This is a genomic window from Streptomyces capparidis, assembly GCF_054782095.1.
This window is the reverse complement of record NZ_BAAGTD010000015.1, coordinates 15332-29793: the sequence shown is the minus strand read 5'-3', so window position 1 is coordinate 29793 and position 14462 is coordinate 15332. Positions and strand designations below refer to the sequence as shown.

Annotated in this window: 11 protein-coding genes; 4 read left to right on the top strand and 7 right to left on the bottom strand. The window is 74.6% G+C overall.

What is annotated here, in order from left to right; all coding sequences use genetic code 11:
• The first annotated feature begins 73 nt into the window (after window positions 1-73).
• The gene (locus ACYVO2_RS14440) at window positions 74-1021 is read left to right on the top strand and encodes a phosphatase PAP2 family protein (RefSeq protein ID WP_461008168.1); all 948 of its coding nucleotides are present in this window, start codon (window positions 74-76) and stop codon (window positions 1019-1021) included.
• Here ACYVO2_RS14440 and ACYVO2_RS14435 read toward each other — a convergent pair.
• Both ACYVO2_RS14435 and ACYVO2_RS14430 read right to left on the bottom strand, forming a co-directional pair.
• On the bottom strand, window positions 997-4002 hold the full coding sequence (locus tag ACYVO2_RS14435) for a bifunctional [glutamine synthetase] adenylyltransferase/[glutamine synthetase]-adenylyl-L-tyrosine phosphorylase (protein WP_461008167.1): 3006 nt from the start codon (window positions 4000-4002) through the stop codon (window positions 997-999). The two genes, ACYVO2_RS14440 and ACYVO2_RS14435, sit on opposite strands and share 25 nt — an antisense overlap.
• Window positions 4003-4189: 187 nt before the next feature.
• Window positions 4190-5551 carry a glutamine synthetase family protein gene (locus tag ACYVO2_RS14430; RefSeq protein ID WP_461008166.1) on the bottom strand — a complete coding sequence of 454 codons (1362 nt, stop codon included), beginning with the start codon at window positions 5549-5551 and terminating at the stop codon, window positions 4190-4192.
• Window positions 5552-5837: 286 nt separating this feature from the next.
• Between ACYVO2_RS14430 and ACYVO2_RS14425 the strand changes: the two genes are divergently transcribed.
• Window positions 5838-7604, top strand: a complete 1767-nt coding sequence (locus tag ACYVO2_RS14425; protein ID WP_461008165.1) for an NAD+ synthase — start codon at window positions 5838-5840, stop codon at window positions 7602-7604.
• Between the two features lie 151 nt (window positions 7605-7755).
• Here the strand turns inward: ACYVO2_RS14425 and ACYVO2_RS14420 are convergent, their stop codons facing one another.
• From ACYVO2_RS14420 to ACYVO2_RS14405, 4 genes are all read right to left on the bottom strand, one after another.
• Window positions 7756-8499, bottom strand: coding sequence for a transglutaminase-like domain-containing protein (locus ACYVO2_RS14420; RefSeq protein ID WP_461008164.1), 744 nt, complete (start codon window positions 8497-8499; stop codon window positions 7756-7758).
• A 4-nt stretch (window positions 8500-8503) separates the two neighbouring features.
• The gene (locus ACYVO2_RS14415) at window positions 8504-9571 is read right to left on the bottom strand and encodes an endonuclease/exonuclease/phosphatase family protein (RefSeq protein ID WP_461008163.1); all 1068 of its coding nucleotides are present in this window, start codon (window positions 9569-9571) and stop codon (window positions 8504-8506) included.
• Window positions 9572-9732: 161 nt separating this feature from the next.
• Entirely contained in the window at window positions 9733-10335 is a 603-nt protein-coding gene (locus ACYVO2_RS14410) for a TetR/AcrR family transcriptional regulator (RefSeq protein ID WP_461008162.1), read from the bottom strand.
• A gap of 143 nt (window positions 10336-10478) precedes the next feature.
• Window positions 10479-12074, bottom strand: coding sequence for a DHA2 family efflux MFS transporter permease subunit (locus ACYVO2_RS14405; protein WP_461008161.1), 1596 nt, complete (start codon window positions 12072-12074; stop codon window positions 10479-10481).
• Between the two features lie 225 nt (window positions 12075-12299).
• Here ACYVO2_RS14405 and panB point away from each other — a divergent pair, with 225 nt between their 5' ends.
• On the top strand, window positions 12300-13163 hold the full coding sequence (panB, locus tag ACYVO2_RS14400; RefSeq protein WP_461008160.1) for a 3-methyl-2-oxobutanoate hydroxymethyltransferase: 864 nt from the start codon (window positions 12300-12302) through the stop codon (window positions 13161-13163).
• A gap of 205 nt (window positions 13164-13368) precedes the next feature.
• A complete protein-coding gene (locus tag ACYVO2_RS14395) occupies window positions 13369-14178 on the top strand; it encodes a site-2 protease family protein (RefSeq protein ID WP_461008159.1) in 810 nt (269 codons plus the stop codon).
• Window positions 14179-14256: 78 nt separating this feature from the next.
• Here the strand turns inward: ACYVO2_RS14395 and ACYVO2_RS14390 are convergent, their stop codons facing one another.
• Window positions 14257-14439, bottom strand: coding sequence for a hypothetical protein (locus ACYVO2_RS14390; RefSeq protein ID WP_461008158.1), 183 nt, complete (start codon window positions 14437-14439; stop codon window positions 14257-14259).
• Window positions 14440-14462: the final 23 nt, after the last annotated feature.

Here is a 14462-nt window from a genome sequence, read left to right as displayed (position 1 = left end):
TGGAGGGGGCGGGGCAAAGACCCGACCGGAGGATGATCGGCCGCCTTGGGGGTCTCTGGCAGACTATGCCCCCATGGGGGTACCTGCCGTGAACTCCAGGTCCGACCGGAAGGCCGCCATCCCGCCGCTGAGGCGCCCCGTGGCCCTCGGTGCCGCACGCGCCCGCCTGCGCACCGCCCGGCGGCCCCGCCTCGGCGTCGAGCTGCTGCTCATCGCGGTCGCGTACTGGGTGTACTCGCTGGTGCGCAACGCGGTTCCCGAGCACGAGGCCGCCGCCATGCGCCACGCCGACCAGGTGTGGGGCCTGGAGGCCGCGCTCGGCCTGGACGTCGAGCGGGCCGTCAACCACGCGGTGAACTCGGTGACCTGGCTGATCGTCGGGATGAACTACTACTACGCGACGCTGCACTTCGTGGTGACCCTCGGCGTGCTGGCGTGGCTGTTCCGCCGTCACCCCGGCCGCTACGCCCCGGCGCGCCTGGTGCTGCTGTCGATGACCGGGATCGCCCTGGTCGGCTACTACCTCTACCCCCTGGCCCCGCCCCGGCTGATGGAGGGCGAGGACTTCGTGGACACGGTGCTGGTCCACCACACCTGGGGCTCGATGGCCTCCGGCGACCTGGCGAACGTCTCCAACCAGTACGCGGCGATGCCGTCGATGCACATCGGCTGGTCCGCCTGGTGCGGGGTGGCGCTGGTGCTGCTCGCGCGGCGGCGGTGGGTGCGGGCGCTGGGGGCGGTGTACCCGTTCGCGACGCTGACGGTGATCGTGGCCACGGCCAACCACTTCTGGCTGGACGCGGTCGGCGGGGCGCTGTGCCTGGCCGCGGGCTCCGGGGTCGCGTACGCCGTGCACGGGCGGTGGCCGCACCGGTTCCCGCGGCGGCCCGAGCCGGTGCCGGCGGCGGGCGGGCAGCCCGTACCGGTGCCGGCGCCCGCCGCCCCGGAGGCTTCCCCCGGGGCGGCCCCCACCGCCCCCGCCGCCCGCGCGGACCGTCAGACCTCCGGCGCCCAGTCGTAGAACAGCCGGTCCACCACGCCGCGGGCCCGCCGGGTGGTGCGCCGGTACCGCTCGAGCAGCTCCCCGAGGTGGCCCGCCTCGACACCCAGGTAGTGGGCGACCCCGGCCAGCTCCCTGGTGTCGGAGGGGAAGGTGTCGCCGGGGCGGCCGCGGACCAGCATCACCGCGTTGCGCACCCGGGCGGCCAGCACCCATGCCTCGTCGAGCACCCGCGCGTCCGCGTCCGTGACCAGCCCGGCCTCGCGGGCCGCGGCCAGCGCGGCCCTGGTGCCGGTGGTGCGCAGGCCCGGCACCCGCGCGCCGTGCCGCAACTGGAGCAGTTGCACGGTCCACTCCACGTCCGACAGGCCGCCGCGGCCCAGCTTGGTGTGCAGGGTCGGGTCGGCGCCGCGCGGCACCCGCTCGTTCTCCATGCGGGCCTTGAGCCTGCGGATCTCCCGCACCGCGTCCTCGCCGACGCCCTCGGGCGGGTAGCGCAGCGGGGCGACCAGCTCCATGAAGCGGGCGGCGAGGTCCGGGTCGCCCGCGACCGGCGCCGCGCGCAGCAGCGCCTGCCGCTCCCAGGGGCGGGCCCAGCGCCGGTAGTAGGCCGCGTAGCTGGCGAGGCTGCGCGTCAGCGGGCCCTGGCGGCCCTCGGGGCGCAGGTCGGCGTCCACCGCGAGCGGCGGGTCGCTGCTCGGCACCTGGAGCAGCCGGCGCAGCTCGTTGGCGAGCCGCAGCGCCGCCCGGGACGCCTCCGCCTCGTCGGCGCCGTCCAGCGGCTCGTGGACGAACAGCACGTCCGCGTCGGAGCCGTAGCCGAGCTCGCCGCCGCCGAAGCGGCCCATCCCGATGACGCAGAACCGCACCGGCGGCGGCTCCCCGGTGTGCCGGCGCACCGCCTCCGCGGCGGCCAGCAGCGCCCCGGAGAGGGTGGCCGCGTTGATGTCGGTCAGGGCCCGGCCCACCGCGCTCACGTCATCGGCGAACCAGCCGATGACGTCGGCGGCGGCGGTGCGGAACAGCTCGCGGCGGCGCACGCCGCGGGCCACGGCCGACCCGAGCTCGGGCGTGCCCGCCCGCCCCACGGCCGCGGCGATCTCCTGCTCCAGCGCGGCCCTGGCGCGCGGCCGCAGCCCCTCCGGGTCGCCGAGCAGGGCGACGGCCTCGGGGGCGCGCATGAGCAGGTCAGGGGCGAGGCGGCCGGAGGACAGCACCCGGGCCAGGTTCTCCGCCGCGGCGCCCTCGTCGCGCAGCAGCCGCAGGTACCACGGGGTGCGGCCCAGCGCCTCGGAGACCTTCCGGAAGCCGAGCAGCCCGGCGTCGGGGTCGGCGGAGTCGGCGAACCAGCCGAGCAGCACCGGCAGCAGGGTGCGCTGGATCGCCGCGGCGCGGCTGACCCCGGCGGCCAGCGCCTCCAGGTGGCGCAGCGCCGCGGCCGGGTCCTGGTAGCCGAGCGCCTCCAGCCTGGTCAGCGCGGCCTGCGGGGACAGGCCGGTCTCGCCGGGGGCCAGGCGGGCGGCGGCGTCGAGCAGCGGCCGGTAGAACAGCTTCTCGTGCAGGCGCCGCACCTCCACGGCGTGCCGCCGCCACTCCCGGCCCAGCTCGGCCACGGGGTCCGCGCGCAGGCCGAGGGAGCGGCCCAGGCGGCGCAGGTCGGCCTCGTCGGACGGCACCAGGTGGGTCCTGCGCAGCCGGAACAACTGGATGCGGTGCTCCATGCGGCGCAGGAACCGGTAGGCGTCGTCCAGCGCGGCGGCGTCGGCGCGGCCCACGTAGCCCCCGGCGGACAGGGCGGCCAGCGCGGTCAGGGTGGTGGGGCTGCGCAGGGACGCGTCCACCCGGCCGTGGACGAGCTGGAGCAACTGGACGGCGAACTCCACGTCGCGCAGGCCGCCGGGGCCGAGCTTCAGCTCGCGGTCCACCTGCTCGGGCGGGATGTTCTCCACCACGCGGCGGCGCATCTGCTGCACGTCGGTGACGAAGTTCTCCCGCTCGGCGGCCTGCCACGCCAGCGGGGCCACCGACTCCGTGTAGGCGCGGCCAAGCTCCTCGTCGCCCGCGACCGGGCGGGCCTTGAGCAGCGCCTGGAACTCCCAGGTCTTGGCCCAGCGGCGGTAGTAGGCGAGGTGGCTGGACAGGGTGCGCACCAGCGGGCCGTTCCTGCCCTCGGGGCGCAGGTTGGCGTCCACCGGCCAGATGGTGCCCTCGGCGGTGGTGTCGGAGCAGACGCGCATCATGCGGGCGGCGAGGCGGGCGGCGGCCTGGAGCGCCGCGGACTCGGTGGCCTCCCCGGCGGGCTCGGCGACGAAGATGACGTCCACGTCGGAGACGTAGTTCAGCTCGTGGCCGCCGCACTTGCCCATGCCGATGACGGCCAGGCGGCAGGCGCGGGCGTCGTCCGGGGCCTCCTCGGCGGCGACGGCGAGCGCGGCGCGCAGCGTGGCGGTGGCCAGGTCGGCGAGCTCGGCCGCGGTCTCGGACACGTCCGTGGTGCCGCACACGTCGCGGGCGGCGATCGCCAGCAGGCAGCGGCGGTAGGCGGCGCGCAGCGCGTCGGGGCGGCGGGCCGGGGCGACGCCGTCGGCCCACACCCGCTCGCGCAGCGCCTTGGCGAAGTCCTCGGTGCCCGGGTGCATGTCGGCGACGTCGTAGGTGACCAGGGCGTGCCAGTCGCCGGGGTGGCGGGCGAGGTGGTCGCCGAGCGCGGCGGACGCCCCGAGCACCCCGAGCAGCCGGTCCCGCAGCGGCTTGGCGGTGATCAGGGTGTCCAGCAGGGCGCCGCGCTCCGCGCCGTCCAGCGCCTCGGCGAGCCTGAGCAGGCCGGCCAGCGCCAGATCGGGGTCGGCGGTGGCCCCGAGCGCGCCGAGCAGCGCCGGGTCGGAGCGCACGGCGGCCAGCGGCGCGGAGTCCAGGGCCTGCTCGGCGGAGCGCGTGTCGGTGAATCCGTAGCGGACCAGCCGCGACTGCGCGCTGGTCCTGCGGCCTGCGGGTACGCCCACCGTCGGCTCCCTCCCGTCCCGGCCCGAGATCACGGGCCGAGAACGAGAATATGCGGGCCGGACCCGGGGACGGGGACGCGCCCCTGCCCAGGACGCGAGCCGCCGCCTCCCGCGGTCCCCCCACCCGGCGGCCGCGCCGCGGGTGGGGGTTCGCCGCCTCCGCGGCCGTGGCGCTGCGGGGCGCGGCCTACAGCACCGGCAGGCTCTTCCTCAGCTCGAACGGGGTGACCTCGGAGCGGTACTCCTCCCACTCCTGCTTCTTGTTGCGCAGGAAGAAGTCGAAGACGTGCTCGCCCAGGGTCTCCGCGACCAGTTCGCTGTGCTGCATGAGGTCGATGGCCTCGCCGAGGTTCTGCGGCAGCGGTTCGATGCCCAGGGCGCGGCGCTCGGAGTCGGTGAGGGCCCACACGTCGTCGTCGGCGCCGGGGGGGAGCTCGTAGCCCTGCTCGATGCCGTGCAGGCCCGCGGCGAGCAGGACGGCGTAGGCGAGGTACGGGTTGCAGCCGGAGTCCAGGGAGCGGACCTCGACCCGGGCGGAGCCGGTCTTGCCGGGCTTGTACATGGGCACCCGGACCAGCGCGGAGCGGTTGTTGTGGCCCCAGCAGATGTAGCTCGGCGCCTCGCCGCCCGCGCCCGCGGTGCGGTTGGTGCCGCCCCAGATGCGCTTGTAGGAGTTGACCCACTGGTTGGTCACGGCGGAGATCTCGGCGGCGTGTTTGAGCAGGCCCGCGATGAAGGAGCGGCCGATCTTGGACAACTGGTACTCGGCGCCGGACTCGTAGAAGGCGTTGCGGTCGCCCTCGAACAGCGACAGGTGGGTGTGCATGCCGGAGCCGGGGTGCTCGGAGAACGGCTTGGGCATGAAGGTGGCCTGCACCCCCTGTTCGAGGGCGACCTCCTTCATCACCAGGCGGAAGGTCATGATGTTGTCGGCCGTGGACAGCGCGTCGGCGTAGCGCAGGTCGATCTCCTGCTGGCCGGGGGCGCCCTCGTGGTGGCTGAACTCCACGGAGATGCCCATGGCCTCGAGCATCGTGATGGCCTGGCGGCGGAAGTCCTGGCCGACGCGCTGCGGGGTGTGGTCGAAGTAGCCGGAGGTGTCGGCGGGCTCGGGCCGGGTGCCGTCGACGGGCTTGTTCCTCAGCAGGAAGAACTCGATCTCCGGGTGGGTGTAGAAGGTGAACCCGAGGTCGGAGGTCTTGGCGAGTATCCGCTTCAGCACATGGCGGGGGTCGGCGTACGACGGGGAGCCGTCCGGCATGAGGATGTCGCAGAACATCCGGGCCGTGCCGGGGGCCTCGGCGCGCCAGGGGAGTATCTGGAAGGTCGACGGGTCCGGTTTGGCGAGCATGTCGGACTCGTAGACGCGCGCGAAGCCCTCGATGGCCGAGCCGTCGAAGCCGATGCCTTCGTCGAACGCCTGCTCGAGTTCGGCGGGGGCCACCGCGACCGACTTCAGGAAGCCGAGGACGTCGGTGAACCACAGCCGCACGAACCGGATGTCGCGCTCCTCCAGGGTGCGGAGCACGAACTCCTGCTGCTTGTCCATGGGCACAGTCTCACCTCTGCTCTTTTCGCGCGTGTTACGCGCGGTCGCCTCCCGCCCATCATGGACCACGATCACCCGGACGTCGCAACAGGTGGAGGCGGCGCGGGCGTGGCGGGGGGATCGGGGCGGACCCGCGGGGGAAGCAGCGGTTCCGCCGGCCACACGGCGGAGGCGGCTGCATACAAAGGGGCACCGGCGGCGCCCGCGCCACGCGGCCCGCGGGTTTTACGTCACATTGACGCGAAGGGTCGGGGCGGGCCGCCCACCCCTCGCTTAGGCTGGCGGTGTGCCTCAACTACGCCTCGCCCTGAACCAGATCGACAGCACCGTAGGCGACCTCGCCGGCAACGGCGAGGCGGTCGTGCGCTGGACCCGGCACGCCGTGGACGGCGGCGCCCACCTGGTCGCCTTCCCCGAGATGGCACTGACCGGCTACCCGGTCGAGGACCTGGCGCTGCGCCCGTCGTTCGTCCGGGCCTCGCGGGCGGCGCTGGAGGCGCTCGCCGGGCGGCTGGCCGCCGAGGGGCTCGGGGAGGTGCCGGTGATCGTCGGCCACCTCGACCGCAGCGAGAAGGGCAAGCCCCGGTACGGCAGGCCGGCCGGCGCCCCGCAGAACGCCGCGGCCGTGCTGCACCGCGGCGCGGTGGCGCTGCGCTTCGCCAAGCACCACCTGCCCAACTACGGCGTCTTCGACGAGTACCGCTACTTCGTGCCCGGCGACACCCTTCCGGTGATCCGCGTGCACGGGGTGGACGTGGCCCTGGCCATCTGCGAGGACCTGTGGCAGGACGGCGGGCGGGTCCCGGCGGTCCGGGCGGCCGGCGCCGGGCTGCTGGTGTCGATCAACGCCAGCCCGTACGAGCTGAACAAGGACGACACCCGCCTGGAGCTGGTCTGCAAGCGCGCCCAGGAGGCGGGCTGCACCCTGGCCTACGTGGCCATGATGGGCGGCCAGGACGAGCTGGTGTTCGACGGCGACTCGATCGTGGTGGACCAGTACGGCGAGGTCCTGGCCCGGGCCCCGCAGTTCGAGGAGGGCTGCGTCCTGCTCGACCTGGACCTGCCCGCGGCGGGCCCGGCGCCCCGCGGCACCACCGACGACGGCCTGGAGATCGAGCACGTCATCCTCTCCGGCGAGCCCCTGGCCCCGTACCCGCCGCTGGTCCTCGGCGGGGAGGCGGAGCGGCTCGGCGACGACGAGGAGATCTACACCGCCCTGGTCATCGGGCTGCGCGCGTACCTCGCCAAGAACGGGTTCCGCACCGTGCTGCTCGGCCTGTCCGGCGGCATCGACTCGGCGCTGGTCGCGGCGATCGCCTGCGACGCGCTGGGGCCGGAGAACGTGTACGGCGTCTCCATGCCGTCCGGCTACTCCTCCGAGCACTCCCGGACGGACGCCGCCGAGCTGGCCCGGCGCACCGGGCTCAACTTCCGCACCGTTCCCGTCGCGCCCATGGTGCACGCCTACCAGGAGTCGCTGGGCCTGACCGGTCTCGCCGAGGAGAACCTCCAGGCGCGGGTGCGCGGCACCACCCTGATGGGCATCTCCAACCAGGAGGGCCACCTGGTGCTGGCCACCGGCAACAAGTCGGAGCTGGCCTGCGGGTACTCCACGCTCTACGGCGACGCGGTGGGGGCGTTCGCGCCGATCAAGGACGTGCCGAAGACGGCGGTGTTCCGGCTGGCCCGCTGGCGTAACGACGCCGCGGCGAGGCGGGGCGAGACGCCGCCGATCCCGGAGAACTCCATCACCAAGCCGCCGAGCGCGGAGCTGCGGCCGGGGCAATTGGACACCGACTCGCTGCCGGAGTACTCGGTGCTCGACGGGATCCTCGACCTGTACGTGGAGCAGGACCTGGGGCGCGAGGAGATCGTGGCGCGGGGGCTGGACGCGGGGCTGGTGGACCGGGTGCTGAAGCTGGTGGACACGGCCGAGTACAAGCGGCGGCAGTACCCGCCGGGGACGAAGATCTCGCTGAAGGCGTTCGGGCGGGACCGGCGACTGCCGATCACCAGCCGGTGGCGGGAGGGGGCCGCGGGGGCGGGGGGCTGAGGGGCGCCTTGCCGGCGGGGCGGAGGTGGGGGTGCGGGTTGGGGGTGTTTTTTTGGGGGGGCTCCGGAGGCCAGGAGGCTGCGCCCCTGGACCCCCACCGGGGGCTGCGCCCCCGGGCCCCCGGCCCTGCGGTCCCCCGCCCCGTGGGTGTCTACCCGTCCGACGGTGACCAGCGGCTCAGCAGCGGGTCCGCCACGGTGCGGGCGAAGGGGCACAGGGTTTGGCCGTGGGTGGTGAAGAGGGTGTCCCGGGACGGGTAGTGGCCCAGGTCCGCCAGGACGTGGGCGGACAGGTCGCAGGTGGAGCACTCGCCGGGGCGGCTGGTCGCCCCGTCCCAGTCCACGGCGGTGCGGGAGACCGCGTCGAACAGGGTCTCCCCGGAGGCGTTGGCGAAGCCCGTCACGCCGTCCGCCGCCAGCTCCGGCAGCGGGCCGTACAGCTCGGACACCGGCACCCAGCCGTCCGCGAGGCGGAACTCCGGCCAGGCCAGCACCACCTGGTCCGGCACCAGCGCCCGCAGTCGCGGGAAGCGCGGGTACCAGAACGCGCCGTCCACGATCAGGCCCCGCACCCGGGTGGGCACCCCGGACGCCCGGGCCAGCGCCTCCAGCACCGCCATGCGCTGGCTGCACGAGCCGCGCCCGCGGCGCAGCGTCACCGACACCGGCTGCTGCTCCGCCACCGCGTACACGGGGCGGACCTCCCGGGCGAGCCGGGTGTGGGCGGCGCGCAGCAGGCGGCGGGGGTCGCCGTCCGCGGCGGGGAGGCGGGCGAGCAGGGCGGCCACGCGGGGGTGGCGCCAGTCCAGGATCCGGGTGGGGTCGGTCCCGCCGGGGACGGGCGGCGCCGGGGGGCCGGGCAGGGGGCGGCGGGGGCGCAGCAGGGAGCTGGTCATGGGCTCACTTCACGTTCAGGTCGGCGGCGACGGGGCGGTGGTCGCTGCCGGTGGCGGGCAGCACCCAGGAGTGGGCGGGGGTGACGCCGCGCACCAGGATGTGGTCGATCCTCGCCATCGGGAACCCGGACGGCCAACTGAAGCCGAAGCCGTCGCCGGCCGCGCCCTGGGCGGAACGCAGCCCCGAGGTGACCGGGGCGAGGCTGCGGTCGTTGGCGGTGCCGTTGAGGTCGCCCATGAGGACCACCCGCTCCAGCGGGTCGGCGGCGATCTGCCGGCCGAGCAGCTCGGTGGTGCGGTTGCGCTGATTGGAGGTGAAGCCGCTGGAGTCCACCCGCACCGACGCCAGGTGCGCGACGTAGAACTTCACCGGGCCCTGCGGGGTGCGGACCTGGGCGCTGAGCGCGCGCGGCCAGCCGATGCCGATGTCCACCGTCCGGCCGTCGGAGACCGGGTAGCGGCTCCACAGGCCGACGGTGCCGCGCTGGACGCTGTAGGGGTACTTCTCGGCCAGCGCCTTCTCGTACACCGGCCGGGCCTCCTCGCTGAGCTCCTCCAGCGCCACCACGTCGGCGCCCGCGGCGATCACCTGGCGGGCGGTGCCCCGCGGGTCGGGGTTGGCGGCGTCCACGTTGTGGGTGAGGACCCGCAGGTTGTGCGGCCCGCCGCCCTTGCCGGGCATCACCAGGCCGCCGAACAGGTCCGCCCACACCACGGCGGGCACCAGCAGGGCGACCAGCGCGGTGGCGGAGCGCCGCACCAGCGCGCACACCAGCAGCACCGGCACGGCGAGGCCGACCCACGGCAGGAACGTCTCCAGCAGGCTGCCGATGTTGCCGACGGAGTTGGGCACCCAGTCGTGCAGCAGCATCAGCAGGCCGACGAGCACCGCGAGCACGGCCGGGATCCAGCCGCGCCGCCATGTCCCGGCCCAGCGGCTCCGCCCGCCCTCACCCCCGCCGGTGCCTGAGGAGCGGGCCCCGGGCCGGAGCCTCCGCCACAGCGCGCGCGCCGTGGGGCGGCCCGCGGCCGCGCCTTCCGGGTGCGTGCCGGTGGTGGTGGTCTGCGCCATGAGTCGTCCGTCCCTGAACGCTGGTCAGGGGCCGGGTGCGGCCCCCGTCTCGAACAGTTGCCCGTGCCCCTCTCCGACGTCCGGGGCACGGTCGAGGGTTCCGACGGGTGGGGACCCTATCCCATCGGGGAACCAACCGGGACGAAACAACAACGCCGCCGTTACCGTTTCCGGACGCCGTCGAGGACGGCGTCCACGATTCTGTCAGGCAGCCCGGGGTCGAGCGGCGCCCACTCGTGCAGCAGGGCGCGCACCAGCATGGGCGAGATGAACAGGGACACCATCAACTCCACGTCCAAGTCGCCGCGGAGCTCGCCGCTCTCCACTCCGCGCCGCACGACCCGGCGCAGCAGCTCGCGGCGCGGCTCGACGACCGTCTCGTGGTAGCGCCTGCGCAGCGCCGGATGGCGCATCATCTCGTTGTTCACGAACCGCAGCAGCGCGGACTCCCGCTTGGTGACGCCCCGTCTGCGCACCCACTCCACCAGGGCGACCAGGTCGTCGCGGGCGCTGGTGCCGGACAGCTCGGGCAGCGGCACGTCCTCCAGGACGGCGACGGCGTCCAGGACCAGCGCGTCCTTGTTCGGCCAGCGGCGGTAGATGGTGGCCTTGCCGACGCCCGCGACCTTGGCGACGCGCTCCATGGACAGCTCGCCGAGGCTGGTGCCCTCCTCGAGCAGGTTCAGCACGCCCTCGATGATGGCGCGCTCGGCCGCCTCGCTGCGGGGCCGCCCGCGGCGGGGCGCCTCCGGCTGCCCGGGCACCCGCCCGTCCCCGCCGCGCCGCCCGCGCCCGGCGCCCGCGCCCCCGCCCGCGCCCCTATCCCCCGGCCGGCCGTCCCGGACGCCCCCCGCCCCGGCATCCACCGTGGAATCCACCCTGGAGCAGCCCCTTCCCGATCCCGTGCCTAGCCTTTCCCGCCGATCGCCGTAGTCTGCCCGGCCCCCTCGCCCGCGCGCCCGCCGGGTGGGGGCGCGGCCCGCCGGGGCAGGAAGACGAACGCCACCGCGGCGCCGAGGAACGCCACCGCGGCGGAGCCGACCGCGGTGATGTGCATGGCGTGGACGAACGCGTCGTGGGCGGGCTCCACCAGGGACCGCCCGGCCGGCCCGAGGCGCCGGGCGACGGCGAGCGTGGCCTCCACCGACTCCCCCGCCTCGTGGCGGGCGCCCGCCGGCACCGCGTCCAGGTGCCCCTCGACGCCGGAGCGGTAGCCGGTGGACAGCACCGAGCCGAGGACCGCGACCCCGAGCGACCCGCCGACCTGGCGGAAGGTGTTGTTGATCGCCGACCCGGACCCGGCCTTCTCCCGCGGCAGCGCCGACATGATGGACACCGTGGCGGGCGGCATCACGTGCGCCATCGCCGTGCCCTGGCAGAAGAACAGCACGCACAGCACCCAGATGGGCGTGTCCTCGCCCAGGGTCAGGAACCCCAGGAACGTGAGCCCGATCAGGGTCATGCCGCCGCCGCAGACCGCGGACACCCCCAGCCGGTCGACGACCAGCCGGGCCCGGGGCGCGAAGAGCATCTGGGCGCCGGCCAGCGGCAGCAGCAGCAGACCGGACTGGAAGGGGGTGTAGCCGCGCACGCTCTGGAGGTAGAAGACCATGAAGAAGGTCACCCCCATCAGGGCGAAGAACACCAGGCCGATGCAGGTGACGGCGGCGGAGAAGCGCGGGTCGCGAAAGTAGCCGACGTTCAGCGCCGGGTGGTCGCTGCGCCGCTCGTGCAGCACGAACGCGGTCAGCACCGCCAGGCCGCCGAGCATGGCCGCCAGCACCTGCGGGTCGGCGAAGTCGGCGAGCTGGCCGCCCTTGATGATGCCGTAGACCAGCAGGACGAGCCCGGCCACGGACAGCAGCACGCCGACCGGGTCGAGCCTGCCGGGGCGGGGGTCCCTGGAGTCGGGGACGATCCAGGACATGGCGACGACGGCGACGGCCACGATCGGCACGTTGATCAGGAACACCGAGCCCCACCAGAAGTGCTCCAGCAGCGCGCCGCCGGTGATCGGGCCGACGGCGATGGCCAGGCCCACGGCGCCGGCCCAGACGCCGATGGCCTTGGGCTGCTCGTCGCGTTCGAAGACGTTCATGATGATGGCGAGGGTGGCGGGCATCACGAACGCGCCGCCGAGGCCCATCAGGGCGCGGAAGGCGATCAGCTCGCCCGGCGAGCCGGCGAAGGCGGACAGGGCCGAGGCGGCCCCGAACACCAGCATGCCCGCCAGCAGCGTCTTCTTCCGGCCGACGCGGTCGCCGAGCAGCCCCGCGGTGAACAGCAGGCCGGCGAAGACCAGCGTGTAGGAGTTGATGGCCCACTCCAGCTCGCTCTGCGTGGCGCCGAGGCCGACGGGCTCCGGAGTGGCGATGGTCTTCATGGCCACGTTCAGGATGGAGTTGTCGAGCACCACCACGAACAGGCTGAACAGCAGGACGGCGAGGATCCCCCAGCGGCGCCGGTGCACCGCCTCGGGGACCCGGTGGGTGGTGTTGTCCATGCGGTCCACGCTACCCGCTTTACGATACGGAACCGTCTCGTATCGCAAAGCTTGGGCAAATCGTCCGGTCGCGCCGGGTCCCCGGAATCCCGCGTTCCACACCTCCCCGCGCGCGTGGCCGACCCCACCCCGCCCGGCCTTTCCCGCCGCGCGCGGGCGTGCCAGCATGGAGGTGATCCGGGGACGCCGTGAGGGCGCCTCGAGACGACGACGAGGAGCATCGCCATGGCTCAGGCCCAGGCTGCCCGCGCGACCGACAGCAGCACCGCGCTGTACGGGGGGACGGGCACCCGACGCATCACCGTCCGCGACATCGCCGCGGCCAAGCGGCGCGGCGAGAAGTGGCCCATGCTGACCGCCTACGACTCGCTGACCGCCTCCGCCCTCGACGAGGCCGGGATCCCGGTCCTGCTGGTCGGGGACTCCGCGGCCAACGTCCACCTCGGTTACGACACCACCGTCCCGGTCACCGTCGAGGAGATGCTCATGCTCTCCGCGGCCGTGGTCCGGGGCACCCGGCGCGCCATGGTCGTCAGCGACCTGCCGTTCGGCTCCTACCAGGAGGGGCCCGTGCAGGCCCTGCGCACCGCGGCCCGCTTCCTGAAGGAGGCCGGGTCCGGCGCGGTGAAGCTGGAGGGCGGGGCGCGGACCCTGCCGCAGATCGAGACGCTGGTGCAGGCCGGGATCCCGGTGATGGCGCACCTCGGCCTCACCCCGCAGTCGGTGCACGCCTTCGGCGGCTACACCGTGCAGGGCCGCAGCGAGGAGGCCGCGCACCAACTGCTGCGGGACGCCAAGGCGGTGCAGGACGCGGGCGCCTTCGCGGTGGTGCTGGAGCTGGTCCCGGCGGAGCTGGCCGCCGAGGTCACCCGCTCGGTGGACATCCCGACGGTCGGCATCGGCGCGGGCCCGCACTGCGACGCGCAGGTGCTGGTGGTGACGGACATGGCCGGGATGGGGGCGGGCCGCACGCCGCGGTTCGTCAAGACGTACGCCAACCTGCGCGCCGACCTCCAGGGCGCGGCGCGGGCCTTCGCCGAGGACGTGGTGGGGCAGGCGTACCCGGCGGAGGAGCACAGCTTCCACTGACGCGCCGAACGCGCCGGCACGCCCGGCGCCGGCACGCCGAACGCGGGTCCGACGGGCGCCCGGGGTGATCCCCGGGCGCCCTTCTCGCCTCCGCGCGCCGGGGCCGTCGGGCGGGGCGGGAACGCGGAGGGTGCGGCGCGGCGTTGAGCCGGGTGCCAGGGCCGGTGCTCGCCGCACCGGGGGAGTCGTCGTCGGGGGAGAGCGGATGGACACCGTCAACGCCGTGCGCCGGGGGCGCGCGGACCGCCGGGTGAGCCCGGTCTTCCTCGGGCTGGTGGCGGTGACGCTGGTCTCCGGCTGGGGCGTGTGGCGGCTCGCCGAGGACGGCTCCACCGCCTGGGACGGGCGCGGGGTCGGCCTCGCGGTGTTCACCTTCGTCGTCGCCGCCTGGGTGGTGTCGCTGTGCCTGCACGAGTACGCCCACGCGCGCACCGCGCTGCACGGCGGGGACACCTCGGTGGCGGAGAAGGGCTACCTCTCGCTGAACCCGGCGCGGTACGCCAACGCGCTGCTGAGCGTGGCGCTGCCGGTGCTGTTCGTGGTGCTCGGCGGGATCGGGCTGCCCGGCGGGGCGGTGTTCATCGAGCGGCACCGCATCTCGGGGCGGCTGCGGCACAGCCTGATCTCCGCGGCGGGGCCGCTGACGAACGTCGCGTTCGCGGTGGTGCTGATGCTGCCGTTCCTCTTCCCCGGTCTGCTCCCGGACGGCACGCCCGGCGTGTTCCTCGCGGCGCTGGGCTTCCTGGCGCTGCTCCAGGTGAGCGCGGCGATCCTGAACCTGCTGCCGGTGCCTGGCCTCGACGGGTACGGCGTGATCGAGCCCTGGCTGTCGGAGCGCACCCGCAGGCAACTGGAGCCGTACGCCCCCTTCGGCCTGCTCGCGGTGTTCGGCTTCCTGTGGATCCCCGAGGTCAACGAGGCGTTCTTCGACCTGGTCGACCTGGTCATGGGCGCGTTCGACGTACCGGAGTGGATACCGTCCTACGGGTACGAGCTGTTCAAGTTCTGGAACTGAGGACCGGGCCGCGGGGCCCGGCCCGGCGGCGGGCCCGGCGGACCCCCGTCCGCGCGCCGGCCCCGCCCGGGGCGGGGCTCAGTGGGCGCGGTGGGCCAGCCTGGCGCGTTTGTAGTAGTACCAGGCCATGTTGCTGGACAGGCCCGCCAGCAGGACCCACACGATGCCCAGCCAGCTCCCCTGGGCGAACGACACCACGGCTGCCGCCGCCGTGAGCAGGCACACGAACGCGGCGAAGACGGCGATACCGAAACGGGGCATGGGGGGCGGCTCCAGGCTGGACA

Bases quoted from the DNA above. Each gene is read 5' to 3' on its own strand.
- ACYVO2_RS14405 (WP_461008161.1), bottom strand. From the start codon at position 12,074: ATGGACAACACCACCCACCGGGTCCCCGAGGCGGTGCACCGGCGCCGC.
- ACYVO2_RS14415 (WP_461008163.1), bottom strand. From the start codon at position 9,571: ATGGCGCAGACCACCACCACCGGCACGCACCCGGAAGGCGCGGCCGCG.
- ACYVO2_RS14390 (WP_461008158.1), bottom strand. From the start codon at position 14,439: ATGCCCCGTTTCGGTATCGCCGTCTTCGCCGCGTTCGTGTGCCTGCTC.
- ACYVO2_RS14440 (WP_461008168.1), top strand. From the start codon at position 74: ATGGGGGTACCTGCCGTGAACTCCAGGTCCGACCGGAAGGCCGCCATC.
- ACYVO2_RS14430 (WP_461008166.1), bottom strand. From the start codon at position 5,551: ATGGACAAGCAGCAGGAGTTCGTGCTCCGCACCCTGGAGGAGCGCGAC.
- ACYVO2_RS14420 (WP_461008164.1), bottom strand. From the start codon at position 8,499: ATGACCAGCTCCCTGCTGCGCCCCCGCCGCCCCCTGCCCGGCCCCCCG.
- panB (WP_461008160.1), top strand. From the start codon at position 12,300: ATGGCTCAGGCCCAGGCTGCCCGCGCGACCGACAGCAGCACCGCGCTG.
- ACYVO2_RS14395 (WP_461008159.1), top strand. From the start codon at position 13,369: ATGGACACCGTCAACGCCGTGCGCCGGGGGCGCGCGGACCGCCGGGTG.